An 18,664-nucleotide genomic window follows, 5' to 3' on the forward strand; every position below is an offset into this window, starting at 1 on the left:
TAAAATTATATTCCATCATCAAGCCCAATAAATTTGATTTTATTGTAAAGTGTTTTTCTGTCGATATTTAAGATTTTTGCCGCCTTGGTTTTATTGAAATTAACTGCTTTTAGAACTTCTAAAATGGTAGTATACTCGGCTTCTTTGGCAGCATTTCGTAAATTAAGTGATTTATCATTATTTAATTTGGGCGATAAAAGAAGTGCTTTTTTTTCGTGCTGTGTCTTACGATAATCAATCGTTCCAAGCTCCAATTGTAAAACATGAGTTTCTATCCAATCTCCATCGGTTAGTAAAGCAATCCGCCTAATTACATTCTTCAACTCGCGTACATTACCTGGCCAATTGTATGCTAATAAACATTTCATCGCTTCATCAGAAAAGCCTTCAATCTTTTTATTCAATTCTTTGTTTGCTATGGCCAGAAAGCGCTCAGCAAAGATAATGATATCATTGCCCCGGTGTTTCAATGATGGAACGTATATAGAAAATTCATTAAAGCGGTGATATAAATCTTCCCTAAATGTTCCTTTTTGAATCCCTTCCACTAAATTTTCATTTGTAGCTACAATAAGTCGCACATCCAGATCAATCTCCTTTGTACTCCCAATCCGCTTTATTTTCCGCTCTTGAACAGCCCTGAGTAAAGTTGCCTGAATCTCATATGATAAATTACTGATCTCATCAAGAAATAATGTACCACCATTAGCCTGCTCAAAGTGACCAATTTTAGTGAAGGCTGCTCCAGTAAATGCCCCTTTCTCGTGTCCGAAAAATTCACTGGCGGCTAAATCTTTTGTTAAAGAACCACAATCCATGGCTACAAAAGGTTCTTTGGCACGTGAACTATTTAGGTGAATGGTTTTAGCAACACATTCTTTCCCTGTTCCACTTTTCCCCGTTAAGATGATCGTGTATCCTGTTCTTGCTATGAGTTGGATTTGTTTCAGTAAAAGTGCTGAAGCATCGCTCTTACCAATTATATATTCCGGACAATTTAGAAAATCGGAAATACCGCCACCACCAGTACGCCCAGAATTTTCAGGTGATTTTAAAGCCTCTTGCGTTTCAAGGGATTTATTTATGGTATTTAAAATTTCATCTGGATAAAGTGGCTTCACAATATAATCGTAAGCCCCCAGTTTTATTAATTCTACAGCAAGCTTAATATCCGAATAACCCGTAATAATAATTACACTAGTAGCTGGATAGTTTTCCTTAATGTGGATTAAAATCTCTTTCCCATCTGTACCATCCAAACGATAGTCACATAATACCAAATCGAATCTCTTCTTTTCAAGAATTTGTAAAACAGTTCTACCTGTTGTTACATTTGAAACTTCAAATCCATTTTTAGTTAAAAAGTTGGAGAGCAATAAACCGATGCTAATTTCATCGTCAATAATGAGTATCTTCTTTTTCATGAGTAGCGTTGTTATTCTACTAACCCATATAAGCGATAAGAGCCTTAGGGATAGTAATTAGATAACACATAATTACTCAAAAAAAATTGCATTGAAAAATTTTTGCAACATTTTTGCTATACAACAATCAAATTAATACTACACGCGTACTACTTTCCAGAAAAATTTGCTTTTCTCTTTTCAACAAATGCAGTTACGCCTTCCTTAAAATCGGCAGTTTCAAAACATTTGCCAAATTCTTCAATTTCGGTAGCGAAGCCTTCGCTGTTATTTACCGATGCAATTACAGATTTTATTGCAGCCGAAATAGCCAACGGTGCGCGTTGCTTAATAACATTCAACATTTCTTCAGCTTTGCTAATTAGATCTGGCTGTGGAACAACATAATTTACAAGGCCTATTTTTTCTGCATCTGAAGCTGTAATCATATTTGCGGTGGTAATCATTTCAATTGCTTTACCTTTTCCAACCAATTGTGTAAGGCGCTGGGTACCACCATAACCGGGAATTAAACCTAAAGTAACTTCAGGCAGTCCTAATTTCGCATTATCTGATGCAATACGGATGTGGCATGCCATAGCCAACTCCAGTCCTCCGCCTAAAGCAAATCCATTAATTGCGGCAATAAATGGCTTTGAAGAATTTTCAATGGCATTAAAAACCAGATCATGACCCCGTTTTGCTAATTCTTCTCCTTGTTTACCACTATAATCAGAAAACTCTTTAATATCGGCTCCAGCAACAAAGGCCTTTTCACCTGCTCCGGTTAAAATAACGCCTCTTACTTCGTCGGTTTTATTTGCAAATGCAATTAAATCCGCCAGTTCGGCCAAAGTATCTTTATTTAAAGCATTCAGTGCTTTTTCGCGGTTGATGGTAACGTATAAAATATTTTCTTTTATTTCTGAGATTAAATTTTGGTATGCCATAGCTTAAAAATTTCTGTTTTCTGTAACCCAATTCTGAATATATTCTACAATACTTGCCATTGTTGTACCCGGAGGAAATAGTTCGCCAACACCCATACCTGCCAGCTTCAATCGATCTGCCTCAGGGATAATCCCTCCGCCGGTTAACAACACATCATCTAACTGTTTTTCTTTCATAAAGTGAATAATCTTTGGAAAAACCGTCATGTGTGCCCCCGATAAGATAGAAATCCCAATGGCATCAACATCCTCTTGAAGCGCTGTGTTTACCACCATTTCTGGTGTTTGGCGCAGGCCGGTATAAATTACTTCCATGCCTGCATCTCTTAAGGAAGTTGCGATTACTTTGGCACCTCTGTCGTGGCCATCTAATCCAACTTTAGCTACTAAAACGCGGATAGGCCGATTTAATACTTTGCTCATCATTCATATTAAGTTGACGTAAATGTATAGAATTTATTAAGTAATGTAGATAATAGTTGATGGAACATGTAATGAGCCTGCCTTCGCTAATAAGCGTAAATTATTGATATTAGCCATGGTTATTTTTACTGAATGAGCCAATTCTTCCATTCAATAATTCAGTCATTCTACTATTCAATCGTTGTTTATCTGCATTTAAATCGTAAGTAATGCACACTTAAGCTATCAGCCATCAACTATGGGCTAATAAACCTATAATCATTGTATAAATCCGCTCAATCTTTTTACATTTGCATTCCTAATTTACAGGTTTTTATGAGTGAAGAGAAGTCATTGAACTTTATTGAAGAAATTGTTGAGAACGACTTAAATAGTGGTAAGTATGAAACTTTGGTTACGCGTTTCCCGCCGGAACCTAATGGTTATTTACACATCGGCCACGCGAAAGCAATATGCTTAAATTTCGGACTAACACAAAAATACGGCGGCTATACCAACCTGCGTTTTGACGACACCAATCCGGTAACTGAAAAAACAGAATATGTAAACAGTCAGCAAGAAGATATTAGATGGTTGGGTTTTAACTGGAAAAATGAATTATATGCCTCAGATTATTTTGATGAGCTGTATGGTTTTGCCATTAAACTGATCGAAACAGGTTTGGCCTATGTTGATGAAAGTTCTGCAGATGAAATTGCAGCTTTAAAAGGCACGCCAACAGAACCCGGACAGGATAGCCCATACCGTAACCGCAGCACTGAAGAGAATTTAGACATTTTCACGAAAATGAAAAATGGCGAATTTGCCGATGGCGCTTATATTTTGAGAGCAAAAATCGACATGGCCAGTCCAAATATGTTAATGCGCGATCCGATTATTTATCGTATTAAACATGCCGAACATCACCGTACAGGCAACAAATGGTGCATTTATCCAATGTACGATTTTGCTCATGGACAAAGTGATAGTATCGAAAACATCACGCACTCTATCTGTACTTTGGAATATGTTTCGCACCGCGAACTATATGACTGGTTTATCGAAAAATTAGAAATTTTCCCTTCAAAACAATATGAATTTGCCCGTTTAAACCTTACCAGCACGGTAATGAGTAAACGGAAGCTGCTTCAACTGGTTAACGAAAACTTAGTAAACGGATGGGATGATCCGCGCATGCCTACCATTAGTGGTTTGCGTAGGAGAGGTTTTACACCGAAAAGTGTACGCGAGTTTTGCGAACGTATCGGCATTGCCAAACGCGAAAATTTAATTGAGCTGAGTCTGTTAGAATTTTGTATTCGTGAAGATTTAAATAAAACGGCTAACCGTGTAATGGCGGTTTTAGATCCGATTAAATTGGTGATTACGAATTACGAAAAAGGAACAGAAGATTTAATCGGCGAAAACAATCCAGAGGCTGAAGATGGCGGAGGTACGCGGGTGATTCCTTTTAGTAATGAACTTTGGATCGAGCGTGAAGATTTTATGGAAGTACCGGCAAAAAAATGGTTCCGTTTGGCACCCGGTGCAATGGTACGCTTAAAATTTGCCTACATTGTTAAGTGCGAAGATTTTGTCAAAGATGAAAATGGAAACGTTACAGAGATCCGTTGTACTTACATTCCAGAATCGAAAAGCGGGAATGATACCAGCGGGATAAATGTTAAAGGGACTATCCATTGGGTAAGTGCTCCACATGCCAAAACTGCTGAAATCCGTTTGTACGACCGTTTGTTTACCTCTGAAACACCAGATGCTGAGGAAGGAGATTTTAAAGATTATTTAAATCCTGAAAGCTTAACGGTTTTACCGCACGTTTATATCGAACCAGCGTTAGCAGATGCAGATTTGGAAAGTCGTTATCAGTTTATCCGTAAAGGTTATTTCTGTTTAGATAGAGATTCTAATAGTGATAAATTGGTTTTTAACCGTACAGTTACCTTAAAAGATACGTTTAAGAAGCCGAATTAAAAGCATTTTAAACCACAGATAAACACGGATGAACACAGATTTATCCGTGTTTTTTTTTGCGTCATCAACTTCGGACTAATTTCACTTTTAAAGATCCTGACCTGTAGCGAAGCGAAAAGCTACCGTAAAACAAGTTACCAATGGCAGAATCCATAGATAGGTCGTCATCCGATAGCTATCGGATGCGAGGTACGAAGCAATCTTAAAGCGCACGCTAATAGTGATCGTTGTAAGATTGCTCGTCGGCTGAAAAAGCCTTCTCGCAGCCTATTACTGCAGAAAAAAACCTCTGTAATCTATATTGATTTTTATAGCACGCAATGAGTTTAATTTACGCTAATCGCCAAACGCCTCCCGCTTAATACTTCGTATAAACATTATACAATACCAAAACATCCACAGGGGTTAAAGTCGGTGTAATATCACTCTGGATAAAATGGATTTTAAAAGCAGTGATTGCTGCAGGAAGATTACTGGTATCATAACCAATATATTTTAAGGCCATTTCGGCGTTAAAATCTACAGGTGGGTTTTTCAGCACATCATCATACCAATAGCCAAAGCCTTTATCGGCCAGTTTTTTCCAGGGGAAATTTTTTGGATCATTTTTACGTTTAGGCGCAATATCTGCATGGCCAATAAAATTCGCCGTCGGGATTCCATAGGTTTTCTTTAAAGTTGCCAACAGCTTTAGCAAGCTATTCATCTGTGCATCAGGCCATGGGTCTGTTAAGCCATTATTATCCAGTTCAATTCCTATCGATGAGGAGTTTAAGTCGGTATCTTTTCCCCATTTACTCACACCAGCATGGTTTGCACGTAAATAATCATTCACCATGTGTACAACTTTACCATCACGGCTAATAACATAATGTGCGCTGGTACCTGCTTTAGTTGAGAAAAAAGTCTTTATAGTTTGCGCCAAACTATCTTGCGCGGTATGATGGATCACCACAAAATTTGGTTTACGTATCCCAAAATTTACAGAACCAATCCATTCCTGGTTTGTTCCTCCTAATGAATCGTAAAGTTGACCAACAGGTGGCGTAGTGTTAATTATTTTCGAAAAATCTTTTGCCTTTTCCTTATAGATTTTTTCTGTTGCGGCATATTTGCTGCTTCCGCAGGCAGATAAAATAAGTACAAGAGAAAAAGCAGAAATAGATAATGATTTTGATGGCTTGGAAAATAACATGGTATGAATTGTTAGCACGTTGAAGTTACAAAGTTATGTTAAACTTCACCCAATGCATCAAACTTTATACAAAGCTTTCAAAATTTACTAATTTAGCAGCCATATACTTTAATATGAAGAATTTATACAAATCAACACTATTTTTATCGGCAGTGGCTATTTCAGTAGGCGCCTTATCGTCTTGTAATGGCAATAATAAATCTGAAGATGAAAAGGCTGTGGTGGTACAAAAAGATAGCCTTACCAATTATGTTGCTCAACGGTTACCCATTTACGAAAGGGTAAAATTAACCACCAATATCAACGAATTAAGTGTTAACGACCGTAAAATTTTGCCTTTGTTAATTCAGGCAGCAGAAATTATGGATCAACTATACTGGAAACAAGCCTACCCACAAAGAGATAGCTTGCTGGCAACGATTAAAGATGAAAAAACACGCGATTTTGTTAATATCAATTATGGTCCCTGGGATAGATTAAATAACGATAAACCTTTTGTTGAAGGTGTTGGTGCAAAACCAGAAGGGGCATCCTTTTATCCATACGGAATTACAAAAGAAGCTATAGAGAAATCGGACCTTGCCGATAAATTTGGTGCATATTCTATTGTTCAAAAAGACAGTACAGGCAAATTATCAACCGTACCATATCATGTATTATTTGCTTCAGAATTACAAAAAGCAAGTTCGTTATTAAAACAAGCAGCGCTAATTGCTGAAGATGCAGGTTTAAAAAAATATTTAAACTTAAGGGCCGATGCTTTAGTAACAGATAATTTTACCGCAAGTGATTATGCCTGGTTAGATATGAAAACCAATGGGTTAGATATCATTATCGGCCCAATTGAAAATTACGAGGATAAACTGTTTAATGCCCGTACCAGTTACGAAGCTTATGTTTTAATCAAAGATAAAGAATGGAGCAAGCGTTTAGCCAAGTATGTAAAAATGCTTCCTGAATTACAGAAAAACCTGCCTGTTGCAGCAAAATACAAAACCGAAACACCTGGAACCGACTCTGAGTTAAACGCTTACGATGTGGTTTATTATGCAGGAGACTGTAATGCAGGATCGAAAACCATTGCCGTTAATCTTCCGAACGACGAAAAAATTCAACAGGAAAAAGGTACACGCCGCTCGCAATTGAAAAATGCAATGCAGGCGAAATTTGATAAGATCCTGGTACCGATTTCAAAAGAATTAATTGAAACCGACCAGCAGCAGTACATTAAGTTTGATGCTTTTTTTGCAAACGTAATGTTTCACGAAGTAGCGCATGGTTTAGGCATTAAAAAAACCATTACCGGAAAAGGTTTTGTACGTGCAGCATTAAAAGAACAGTACAGCTGGTTAGAAGAAGGCAAAGCCGATATTTTAGGCTTGTATATGGTAACAGGCTTGCTTAAAAAAGGTGAGTTAAAAGGCGATATAAAAGATTATTATACCACATTTATGGCTGGCATTTTACGTTCAGTTCGTTTTGGTGTTTCTGAAGCACACGGAAAAGCCAATATGCAGTGCTTTAATTATTTTCAGGAAAAAGGTGCTTTTGAGCGTACGGCTAAAGGTACTTACAAAGTAAACTTCGAAAAATTTGCAACCGCAATGAATGATTTAAGCGCATTCATTCTTATGCTTCAAGGTAATGGCGATAAAGTTGCGGTAGAAAAAGCACAAAAAGAAAAAGCGGTTATCCATACAGAACTTCAAACAGATCTAGACCGATTGACCAAAAAGAATATTCCCGTTGATGTTGTTTTCGAACAAGGTGTTGATGTACTTGGGGTAAAATAAAGATTTCTTTTACCCAGAATTTAAGGCCATAGATATGCAGGCGTAAGCTTGTTTGTCTGTGGCTTTTTGGTTTTGATTCACTTGTTCATTAATCATTGGGTTCATTTGTGAGCAGGGGTTAATTTTTTAAACTGTTTAATCGGTTAACTGACAGAGCCCATTAAAAAGTCCTTTGCCAATAGCAGATTGCAAAGAACGGTAGTCATTCTCGCACAGGCGGGAATCTTAATGCAACCTAAAACCCTACCACGGCATTAAGATTCCCAATCGAGTTGGGAATGAAGATATCCCGTATCCAGCCATCACAATTTGATTGTTTTTTAAAAACTGAGCGCTCAGCATAACGACCGCATTGGAGTTACACGGTAATTTCCTCTGGACTTAAGATTCCCAACTTTTTCAAAATCCTTGTAACCTTTTTAAAAAACGGTCGTCTTACTTATAACTAAACACCGGAAACCTTTCGTTTCTGGGCTAAACTTTAAAATAAGCAAGCAATTAAATGGTAAGCGTGCATGTACGCTATGGAAATCTTTTTGCCCAGTTTTTTAAAATTTTAAAACATACCAATGAAAAATTTATACAAAATATCACTTATCATTTGTCTCTTTATAGCCGCTACAACCGTTTTTGCACAAACAAATCCTAAACCAAACATTAGTGGGGTAATTTTAGATGAAACCAAAAAACCTGCAGATTATGTTACTATTGTGCTATTTAAAGCATCTGATTCTAGCGTAGTTAAAACGGCATTTACCGATCCAAATGGAGCATTTAATTTTAATATTTCAGGCAAGGGTAGCTACTATTATAAAGCCAGCAACATGGGCTATAAAACGCTTAAAAGCAAAACCATCGTTTTAACAGAGGATAATCAAAAAGCAGATTTCGGAACGGCACAACTCACGGCAAGTACACAAAACCTAAAAGATGTAAACGTAGCTGTTACTAAACCATTAATCGAAAGAAAAATGGATAAGATAGTGATGAATGTTTCGAATAGTTCGATTATGACAGGTTCTACTGCGCTAGAAGTTTTGCAAAAAGCACCAGGAGTAACGGTAGATCAGAATGATAAAATTTCGATGATGGGTAAACAAGGCGTGTTAATTCAACTGGATGGAAAACAAACCTATATGAGCAGTGCCGATGTAGCGAATCTGCTCCGTAATATGCAAAGCTCTGAAATCGAGAGTATCGAACTGATTACCAATCCCTCTTCGAAATATGATGCTTCAGGTAACTCAGGAATTATTAACATCAAAACCAAAAAGAATAAAAACGGCGGAACGAATGGTAGCGTAAATGGTTCACTGGGTTATGGTAAAAACCTGAGGGCAAATGCGGGCTTAAACCTGAATCACCGTACTCAGAAACTGAATCTTTTTGGCAATTACAATTATGGCAAATTTGAAAGAGACAACCTGATTGCGATCGATCGTATTTCGAACGGAACGCCCGATACTTATTTTATGCAGGTTGGCGAGAGCAATAGGAAGCAATATAACAATAACTTTAAGGCCGGTATAGATTATTTTATTGATAAAAAGAATACGATTGGTTTATTGGTAAACGGTTACTTTAACCATGGAAATGAAACTGCGGGAAACAATACTTTAATTGGTCCATCTTTTAACCAGGTAGATTCGAGCCTGATAACCAATTCATTACAAGCAAACAAATACAATAATGTTTCTTATAACTTAAATTATAAATCTGTTTTAGATACCGCGGGTTCAGAAATCTCGGCAGATGTAGATTATTCCAAATACAAAGGCAACGATGGTTCTAATTATGAAAACGATTATCGGTTCCAAAATGGAGACAGAATCCGTCCGATTAAGTATACCCGGAATAACACCCCATCAATAATTGATATCAAAGCATTTAAAATCGATTATAACGTTTCGCTAAACAAAACGGTTAAACTAGAAGCTGGGGTTAAAAGCAGTTGGGTTAAAACCGACAATGACTTACAGGCAGAAGAGTTAGTAAGCAATGCCTGGCAGAACGATGTTAAACGAAGCAATCAATTTGTATACGATGAAAATGTAAATGCGGCTTATACCAATTTAAACAAACAGTTCAAAAATACCAGCGTACAGATTGGCCTAAGGGTTGAGCAAACCAATTCGAAAGGAAATCTGATTACCAAAAACACTGTTGTCGAACGAAATTACTGGGATTTCTTTCCAACGTTGTTTGTTCAACATACGCTTTCAAAAAACAATCAGTTAGGTTTTTCTTATAGCAGAAGGATAGACCGCCCAAGTTACGATGCTTTAAATCCCTTTATTTACTACTTAGATGAATTTACCTATAGCAAAGGAAATCCCTTTTTAAACCCACAGTATACACACAATTTTGAGCTCAGTTATACGCTATTGCAAAAATATATGCTCTCGATAGGCTATAGCAGGATTAACGATGTAATTGCAGAGGTAATTTTGCCCGACGCAGCGAATCAATCGTTATATCAAACCAATGCAAATATTGCCACAAACATTAGCTACAATGCCAATTTAAATGTGCCTGTTCAGATTACGAAATGGTGGCAGACCAATAACAACTTAAATGTTTTTTACCTCAGTTTCGAAGCGCCAGATTTGGCCGGGAGTGCTTTAAAAACCGGAAAAACATCTTTTCAGTTTAAATCGCAGCAAACGTTCACCATCATGGATGGTTTTACAGCAGAGATAAATGGAAGTTATGAATCGCCGCTTGATTACGGTACCTTAAGTTTAAAAGCCCGTTATTATGTTGATGCAGGTTTAAGCAAATCACTGTTCAACAAAAAGGCAAGTTTGAAACTGGCCTTATCAGATGTATTTAACATTTCTGAAAATAACTTATCAAGCGCATATCCGGGTTTAACCTATACTGTACATCAAAAAAATGAAACCCGCATTGGCAGGATCAGTTTTACTTATCGTTTTGGTAAAAATGAAATTAAACCTGCCCGTCGCCGCTCAACAGGTACCGAAGCAGAACAGGGCCGTATGAAGAATTAGTCATAAAAAAGGAGATCATACTATCAGTTAAGATCTGTCATGTTGTCCAAAGGACTCCTACGGAGAGCCTGTCGAAACACTCTATAATATTTAGGTTGGTCCTTCGACAGGCTACCATTGACGTTATTTTACAAATTATTATTAATCAGCATTTTAACTATTTTTGCATTCCATCCAGCCATGCCATAGCACGGTATCCCCGTTCTACTTAAATCCGGCCTAACAAATTTTTCGGGCTGCACTGTTATGGCAGTACAACTGGCTTGAAAAGAAAAATTTTCAGTCGGCATTTTTTGTTTTTTCATGTGTCTTTATGTTTTCAATGGCATTCAAGCTAGCTTCGCTGGTCTTTTTGATGCCAAAAAGAAAGAGCCCTTCGGCGGCGGCGAGCCGAGGCAAGACCGTGGTGTATGGCAAAAGAAATCAATTACACATCATTCATATTGATTTTATAAAATAAATTATCCCCTCAGGATGACAAACTTTTAAGAGGCTTACATCCCGAGCACTACGTCCTGCTGAACTTGTTTCAGCATCTATCTTGCTATAAGATCCTGAAACAAGTTTAGGAAGACGATTCTTTGGTCGCGTATACCTTAGTCTGTGTCTTTGCGAACTAATAATTATAAATATCTAAAACTTATATTCCATTACATAATCATCCATAAAGTAACCCTCACCTATATCAAGCTTTACCGATTCTTTAACTGTAAAACCTCCTTTTAGGTAAAAATCTTTGGCTTTATTATGTTTGTTCACATTCAATTGTAAAGCACTTCCCCCGGCATCTTTTACCTGGTTAAAAACCTCGTTAATTAAGATTTTTCCAACACCTTTGCCATGCGCAGATGGTAGAACATAAAGCTTGTGTAGCTTGTAAATACGTTCTTCGTGTCCAACAATAGAGTAACCTGCAAAGCCATATTGGTTTTCGCCATCTTCTGCAATCAGGAAGATATGCCCTTCCATAAATTGCTTCAATAGTTCCCCTTTGTTGTACATTTTATCCAACATGTAATCAATCTGTGCCTGCCCAATAATATCGAGATAGGTTGATGGCCAGGTTACCGCAGCAATATCCCTGATGATTTCTATATCTTCTTCTTTTGCTTTTCTAAGGGTAATCATATTGGTTCGCTAATAAAAATTGGTTGTCCTGAAAAGGTAAATTCTACAAAACCATCTTTAACTACGGTAAAAATTTCATCTTCATTCTGCGCGAGGTTAGTTACTTCCATATATCGGTTGCCATGAATCAGAAATTCACTTCCGGCAGGTTTCCAAACCGAAAACCCCGATTTGATTGGATAATGCTTTGCCCTTTCGGTAAACACCACCAGATTGATCTTGTCCTCAAATCCGGCAAATTTCTCCAGATCGAATTTTTTAGTAATTACATTTACCGCAGGATATTTCTCTTCAAATAGATAATTGATAGCTACCATTAAAGCATCAACAGGGCCTTGAATAACTTTTGTATCCTCTTGCGTTTCTTGTCCATTGCCATTTACCAGAACATCTACCTTTAAGCCTAAAGAAAAAATTTTATCGTAATTTTCTCCATTAACCAAAAGCGTAGGGCTCCATTCGAGCAGCTGGCCCAAAAGCTCTTCGTTAAAATTCCCAAGCTCATCTATATATAAAGCTGGCTCTTGTTTTTCTTTTACAATATGGTGTGAAGACATAGTGCGAATATAGAAATTTCGCCCTAAGTACCATACATCAAGAATCAGATCTGGGTAAAATGATTACCGGTTGTATGGATATTCACTTACCCAATGGAAGCCTCTGTTAATGAGCCTAAAATCTTTCATGTCTTTCTTTTTAAAGCTTACCGATATAGAATCTTTATCGCTCAGACCAGAAATCACCAGCTTATCTTTTCCAATAACATCGTACTTTAACATATATTTCAATGAATCTTTACTGGTAGATTTTAATATCAGTTCTTTCTTTTTCTGATCAAAAACAGTAGTGAAATTAGCGGTACTATCGTTCATCTTTTTTACCCTTGCATAACCGGTGTAACTGATAATCATCTGTTTCCAGCGGGTGCTGTCGGTAGTTAACGGTGGCAAAATTTTACCTTTAAGCATCATGTTTTCTACATTATAAATGCCATACAAAAATGGCTTGGGTGCCGCACTGCCATAAATTTTTGTTTGTCCGATGAACGTATACAGTAAGGAAACAATAGAGGCGGTGATGTACAAATATTTTAAACTATAGGCCGAAATGTAAAGCCATCGCTTTTTAAAGGTAGGACGGTACATTTTCTCCAGCTGCTGACTTTCATATTTGACAAGGAAGCAGTATAGTTTTAAGAGATGAGGGGCTAAGATAAATATACTCATCACCACAAGGGCTGTGGAGAGCAGTTTTACCGGTACATCGAAGAAATAATTCATCGACATTACGTGCGCAGTTGCAGCAAGGGATAATAAGGCACCAAGAACTACTGTTCTCCGGAATAAGAGTAAAATGGCAGAAACTTCTATGATACCCATAAAAATGTTGTAACCTTTAGAAAAACCAAGGAAAGTCCATGCCAGGCCCATTGGCGATGCATCACCAAAAGGTTGAAGCAATCTGGTTAACGAAGGATCTGGAAACTGGAGCTTGATTACTTTTATTAAACCGTATAATATGAGGGTAAAGGCCAGGTAAAACCTTACCAGTACCACAAGCCAATAATAGGCAGCGTTGTAGCTTTTGCGTTTACGGTCTAAAACCGACCAAATGATACAGCCTACTACTGAAACGAAAAATATAAAAAGCAATAATACCCAATCGTAAGAAGTATCTCCACTACCATTAGTATAAATTGTAAAATCGTAATTGTAATGGATAATATGTTTAGAAAACCATGGAATAAAACGATGCAGGACCAAACCTGGCAATTGCAGTAACCCCGACAAAAAAGTGAAAGCACCATTATTATTCAGGATGATAAAAAGAGGCAACAGTAGGGAAAAGAACCTGAAGGAGATTTTTTTATAAATATTCCAGGGAGCATTGGTTTGAAGAGCGTTTTCTGACATATTGGTTTAGGTTTATCCCAAAACTAAAAATTATCCTACAGGCTTCAAATTATAAAATGTTAATTAACAGCAGTTTCTTTAACTAAAGTGTAAAAATCTTGATAGGCCTCTATAAAGTCATCGGCAAAATTAATGGCTCCAGAAACGGCTATGCCATAAACACCAGTTTGCATTAAAGCTTCTACATCGTAGGTTTTTATCCCACCTACGGCCAAAATTGGAATACTGATGGCCTGAGCTTTCAGCCCTTTTACTACCTGTTGATACCCCTCAATACCCAAGAGGTTATAATTGTTGGGTTTGGTTTCGGTTACCGCAAATGGACCATAACCAGCATAATCGGCACCTTCTTTTGCAAGCCTGATTAAATTTTCTACTGTATTTGCCGATCCTCCAAGGGTAATATCATGGCCAACAAGCTTGCGCAAGGCGATAAAGTCGGCATCCATATCTTCCATATGAAAACCCTGGATATCAGCCTTTCCGTTTAAATGAACATGATTGGTAACGATTAAGGTGGTACCCCAATCATCGCAGATTTCTGCAATAGCATTAATATCCTGCAAGAGCTCTTCATCACTTTTGCTCAGGCAACGGTACTGGATCCATTTTGCACCAGCCTCGCAAGCAAGTTGCACCTGCTCGATATGGCTTAGGTGTGGAATATCGTGCGTGATGTAATGAAGTTTCTCTATGTATTTCATGCTGGGTGTGGTAGGATTATTAGGAGTAACGGGTTTTAAGATCAGGATGCCAATATAAAACAAAATCGCCATTGGGAGTTTATCTTCCAATAACGATTTCACTGTTTTTCAGCTTTATTCTTTGAGCTTTCTTAAAACTTAACGTTCAAACTTAGCAAAAAGTTGGTTCCAGCTTGTGGATAAAAAAAGTTTTCGGTTACCCTGCTTCCACCTGATTGGTAGCCATAGGTATAACCATTGCTTTCATATTTCTTATCGAAAATATTGTTTACCAATAAACCCAGGTTTACATTTTTAACCCCTGCAAATTTAAAGTCGTAACCCAAACGTGCATTGCTTACCCAGTAACCGTTAATGGTCCTATCGTTGTTCTGCGTATTATCCAGGTATTGTTTGCTTACATACTTGCTCTGTAAGGCTACAGCAAAACCACTAACAGGTCTATAAACCAGCTCCCCAAAAAGAACAGCATCTGGAGAATAGGAAATGTCGGTTAATTTATAGTTGTTTACCACCTGTCCACCGTTATCATAGTCATCATAATATTCGGTAAAGTTCTTGATTTTGTTTCTGCTCAGTGCGGCATTTGCATTTAATACAAATTGAGAACTAATGGTGTACGAACCATCAACCTCAATCCCTAAACGGTAACTTCTATCTACATTTTGACGAAAGTTTCCGCCAACATCGTTTATTTTTCCCGTAACCACCAATTGGTTTTTGTAGAACATGCCATAAGCATTTGCACCCAGGTTAAATTTATCGTTTTTAAAACGGTATCCTAATTCTACATCATTCAAGCGCTCAGGTTTTGGAGAAACACCTACAGCAGCATCTGTATAGTCATCACGGTTAGGTTCTTTATTGGCTACACTAAATGAGGCGTAAACATTACTTTGTGGATTAATAAAATAGGTTGCCCCAAATTTAGGATTAAAGAAATTTAAGGTTTCGTTAACGGCTAAGGTATTTAGTTTATTTTCCGTACCGGCAATATCGAAATATACCCTGCGGTATTGCAGATCGACAAATAGGCTTAACGATTCTACAGGGCTGTAGTTTACTTTACCATAAACGTTAAAATCGGTCTTGAAACCATCATTATCATAATAATGCCTGTCTATATCTCCGTTTGATGCATATTGCGCCCAGATAATCTGTCCGAAGTGTGCACCCTTATATTCGTTATATGCACCACCCAAAGTAAAATTTAAATTCTTTTGAGGCACATAATTGAAGGCATAAGTAACACCGTAAAAATCGTTATCCAACCAACGGCGGCGAATTAAATCGGTTTCGGTAATGGGTATTCCTCCTGGAATAACAACAGGGCTTAAACCATAATTTTTTAACTTATCCTGTACCCTGTATTCTTCATAATAACCTTCGCCTTTAGTATAATGTAAAGCGCCGTTGAAAGAAAACTGATCAGAAAGCTGTCTGGCATAAATTAACTGATAATGGTTCTGCGTATAATTATCTGTTTGGTTATTGTACAAGAAACTATTGTAAGTTCTGCCTGAATTTAAAAGATTTGCAGCATCTTCTGCGCTCAATCCGTTTCTGGCGATATAGGCGTTCATTCCAGCTACATCATTTTCTAAACGTGATTGCGGAATACCGTTCCACGATTGATAGGTTTTCTCATTTCCTGAAAAAACATTTAGGCGCAACAGGTCTTTATTTCCATGGTAGGCACCAGATAGAAAATATGATTTAAGCAACGATGAACCGCGGTCTACATAACCATCAGAACTGATTCTCGATAAACGGCCATCAAAACTAAAGCGGTTATTAATTAAGCCTGTTCCTACCTTTACTGTATTTTTCCAGGTGTTGAAACTGCCATAAGTGCTGTTTACTTCTGCATAGGGCTCGGTTTCGCTGGCAGTGGTTTGGATATTTAAACTTGCACCGAATGCACCTGCACCATTGGTTGAGGTACCTACTCCACGCTGAATCTGTATGTTATCTACAGATGAAGCAAAATCGGGCATGTTTACATAAAACGTTCCTTGACTTTCGCTATCGTTTATCGGAATGCCGTTAACCGTTACGTTGATCCTGCTATTATCGCTACCGCGGATACGGATACCTGTGTAACCTACTCCAGCACCGGCATCGGAGTTAACCACAACACCTGGAGTGTTTTGAAGGATGAAAGGAAGATCCTGCCCGAAGTTATTCTGCTGGATTTCTTCCTTGCTAATATTCTTGTAGGTAGTTGCCGATTTTTCGGTAGCCCGCGTTGCACGAACAATCACTTCATCGGCTAAGAAATTTTGTGGAGAGAGACTAAAATCTAGCGTAGTATTCAGTTTAAGTTCAACCGCTTTTTCAATTGTTTTATAGCCTACATAACTGATCACGATAGTGTATTTTCCGCTAACTAGATTTGTGATGCTGTAATTTCCCGAGGCATCGCTTACAACTGCTGTTTTTTGATTTCTCAATTTAACCGTAGCACCCGGAAGAGGCTGCTGATTTTGGTCTGTTACCTTACCTGTAACAGAAATTTGTGCCGATACAAAGAAGGGCAACATTGCAACAAGTGCTGCAAAAAGTAAATTTTTCAATTTTATTGTTTTTAGTTAAACTCATCGGAAAAGGGGCATTGCCGATTTTCAGTTAAACTTCCATAACTCCAATCCCTACGCCGGCATTACCCGGATCAGGTGCATTTATAAGGTTAATGGCTTGGAGGGTTAGGGCTTAGGGTTTTACCCTCCACCTTCTGCCTTTTACCTTTCACCTATAAAATGGGTATGATCTCAGCCTGTTTTTGTGTTATTTAAACAAGGCACCCCTAATGATGCTGCAAATGTAGAAAATTTTAAGCAATTCGAGTTTTTTTTGATGTATTGTGGGTTAATTGGGTAAAAATTGACAGTACAATAGAAAGACCTGTTATTTTTAGATTAGGAAAATGAGTGGTTCTGTGTGCTTGGCTTTTTCAGCCCCGCTTTTTGGTACGAGTTCCGATGAAGGATCGGAAGCTCTTCCCGACAATCAGGTTTATTTAACAAAGTTGGTGCTCTGATGCAAACCCTTGTTATCTAAACCCGACAGGAGCGAGCATCCCGATTTAAGCACCATTTTTTGCTTTTTTTGGTGTGCTTGCTTGTTTCACAGGTTTCATCGGGATAAAGCGGATGGCGGGACTACAGTACCTATGAAATACTACCCTTTCATTTTCTAAAAAGAAAAAACATTTTATTATTAATTGGAAATGAGCGGCTCTGAGCTTTTGGCAATTTCAGCCCCGCTTTCCCTTCTGCCAATTTGAAGGAAATTGGCATCCATTCCAATCGGGTTTAGATACAAAGTTTGGTGCTCTGAAGCAAACCCTTGTTATCTAAACCCGACAGGAGCGAGCATCCCGATTTAAGCACCATTTTTTGCTTTTTTTGGTGTGCTTGCTTGTTTCACAGGTTTCATCGGGATAAAGCGGATGGCGGGACTACAGTACTATGAAATACTACCCTTTCATTTCCTAAAAAGAAAAAACATTTTGTTATTAATTGGAAATGAGCGGCCCTGAGCTTTTGGCAATTTCAAAACAAAGTCATCAATTAATATAAGAAACATCTATTTTACACCAAGAAAATCGTTTATTGCATTAATGGCATTTGCGACCCTTTCATCACCCAATCCACCAACTACTTTGTAATTGGCATTGAGCGCTTGCAGCTCTTTATGCCATACCTGCATAAAATATTCACGTTTCTCCGGAAAATCGCGTAGCGGATCGTCTTGCCATGGCAAATCAATGTCCATTAAAAGATAAAGGTCATATGGTCTTTTGGGCAGTGCATCCAAAACCACCTGAGGCGTTTCACCAAGCACTTCATCGCTCCAGATCTTTACGGTAATAAAAGTGGTATCACAAATGATAAAGTCGCTTTCGGTAGTTACTAAAATGGCATCCTCTAAAGCTACCTGCCCGTAGTACATGTTCACTTCATCTTGCAGGGTATAATCGGCAACCAGGTTTTCGCAGTAATAACGGGCATACTCGGGTACCCACGAAACTTTATAATATTTTGCCAGCAATTGAGATATAGTAGATTTTCCCGTACTTTCCGGGCCAACAATAGCGATCTTTTTAATGTTTTTATTCACGATAAGTTTTCTGAATACGGTCAAATGTAAAAGAAAAAGCTTTAAAAGAAA

Annotated in this window: 14 protein-coding genes; 3 read left to right on the top strand and 11 right to left on the bottom strand. The window is 37.8% G+C overall.

Annotated features, from left to right (window positions below):
- Window positions 1–5: 5 nt before the first annotated feature.
- The 3 genes from EZ456_RS00600 to EZ456_RS00610 form a co-directional block, all read right to left on the bottom strand.
- Complete coding sequence (locus EZ456_RS00600) at window positions 6–1,424, bottom strand: sigma-54-dependent transcriptional regulator (protein WP_131526371.1); 1,419 nt, start codon at window positions 1,422–1,424, stop codon at window positions 6–8.
- Between the two features lie 149 nt (window positions 1,425–1,573).
- Window positions 1,574–2,353 (bottom strand): enoyl-CoA hydratase/isomerase family protein, encoded by a 780-nt coding sequence (locus tag EZ456_RS00605; protein WP_131526373.1) that lies wholly within the window; start codon window positions 2,351–2,353, stop codon window positions 1,574–1,576.
- Between the two features lie 3 nt (window positions 2,354–2,356).
- A complete protein-coding gene (locus tag EZ456_RS00610) occupies window positions 2,357–2,776 on the bottom strand; it encodes a cobalamin B12-binding domain-containing protein (RefSeq protein WP_086548263.1) in 420 nt (139 codons plus the stop codon).
- Window positions 2,777–3,091: 315 nt separating this feature from the next.
- Here EZ456_RS00610 and EZ456_RS00615 point away from each other — a divergent pair, with 315 nt between their 5' ends.
- Window positions 3,092–4,747: a glutamine--tRNA ligase/YqeY domain fusion protein gene (locus EZ456_RS00615; protein WP_131526375.1), complete on the top strand. Its 1,656-nt coding sequence runs from the start codon at window positions 3,092–3,094 to the stop codon at window positions 4,745–4,747.
- 358 nt (window positions 4,748–5,105) lie between these two features.
- On the opposite strand, the gene EZ456_RS00620 is transcribed toward EZ456_RS00615, so the two are convergent.
- Window positions 5,106–5,942, bottom strand: a complete 837-nt coding sequence (locus tag EZ456_RS00620) for an N-acetylmuramoyl-L-alanine amidase (protein WP_131526377.1) — start codon at window positions 5,940–5,942, stop codon at window positions 5,106–5,108.
- Between the two features lie 113 nt (window positions 5,943–6,055).
- On the opposite strand from EZ456_RS00620, the gene EZ456_RS00625 reads away from it, so the two are divergent.
- Both EZ456_RS00625 and EZ456_RS00630 read left to right on the top strand, forming a co-directional pair.
- Window positions 6,056–7,735: a dipeptidyl-peptidase 3 family protein gene (locus tag EZ456_RS00625; protein ID WP_131526379.1), complete on the top strand. Its 1,680-nt coding sequence runs from the start codon at window positions 6,056–6,058 to the stop codon at window positions 7,733–7,735.
- Window positions 7,736–8,304: 569 nt separating this feature from the next.
- Window positions 8,305–10,746, top strand: coding sequence for a TonB-dependent receptor (locus tag EZ456_RS00630; protein WP_131526381.1), 2,442 nt, complete (start codon window positions 8,305–8,307; stop codon window positions 10,744–10,746).
- A 128-nt stretch (window positions 10,747–10,874) separates the two neighbouring features.
- Here the strand turns inward: EZ456_RS00630 and EZ456_RS24990 are convergent, their stop codons facing one another.
- The 7 genes from EZ456_RS24990 to EZ456_RS00660 form a co-directional block, all read right to left on the bottom strand.
- Window positions 10,875–11,051: a hypothetical protein gene (locus EZ456_RS24990; RefSeq protein ID WP_165501198.1), complete on the bottom strand. Its 177-nt coding sequence runs from the start codon at window positions 11,049–11,051 to the stop codon at window positions 10,875–10,877.
- Between the two features lie 328 nt (window positions 11,052–11,379).
- On the bottom strand, window positions 11,380–11,874 hold the full coding sequence (locus tag EZ456_RS00635; protein WP_131526383.1) for a GNAT family N-acetyltransferase: 495 nt from the start codon (window positions 11,872–11,874) through the stop codon (window positions 11,380–11,382).
- Entirely contained in the window at window positions 11,871–12,431 is a 561-nt protein-coding gene (locus EZ456_RS00640) for a thiamine pyrophosphokinase (protein WP_131526385.1), read from the bottom strand. The genes EZ456_RS00635 and EZ456_RS00640 overlap by 4 nt, the downstream gene beginning before the upstream one ends.
- Window positions 12,432–12,494: 63 nt before the next feature.
- On the bottom strand, window positions 12,495–13,787 hold the full coding sequence (locus tag EZ456_RS00645; RefSeq protein WP_131526387.1) for a hypothetical protein: 1,293 nt from the start codon (window positions 13,785–13,787) through the stop codon (window positions 12,495–12,497).
- A 59-nt stretch (window positions 13,788–13,846) separates the two neighbouring features.
- A complete protein-coding gene (locus EZ456_RS00650; protein ID WP_131526759.1) occupies window positions 13,847–14,491 on the bottom strand; it encodes a thiamine phosphate synthase in 645 nt (214 codons plus the stop codon).
- A gap of 131 nt (window positions 14,492–14,622) precedes the next feature.
- Entirely contained in the window at window positions 14,623–17,067 is a 2,445-nt protein-coding gene (locus tag EZ456_RS00655) for a TonB-dependent receptor (protein WP_317129986.1), read from the bottom strand.
- Between the two features lie 1,012 nt (window positions 17,068–18,079).
- Window positions 18,080–18,613 carry an AAA family ATPase gene (locus tag EZ456_RS00660; RefSeq protein WP_131526388.1) on the bottom strand — a complete coding sequence of 178 codons (534 nt, stop codon included), beginning with the start codon at window positions 18,611–18,613 and terminating at the stop codon, window positions 18,080–18,082.
- Window positions 18,614–18,664 lie beyond the last annotated feature (51 nt).

This window comes from Pedobacter psychrodurus, assembly GCF_004331735.1.
In the GTDB taxonomy this organism is placed as follows: Bacteria; Bacteroidota; Bacteroidia; order Sphingobacteriales; family Sphingobacteriaceae; genus Pedobacter; species Pedobacter psychrodurus.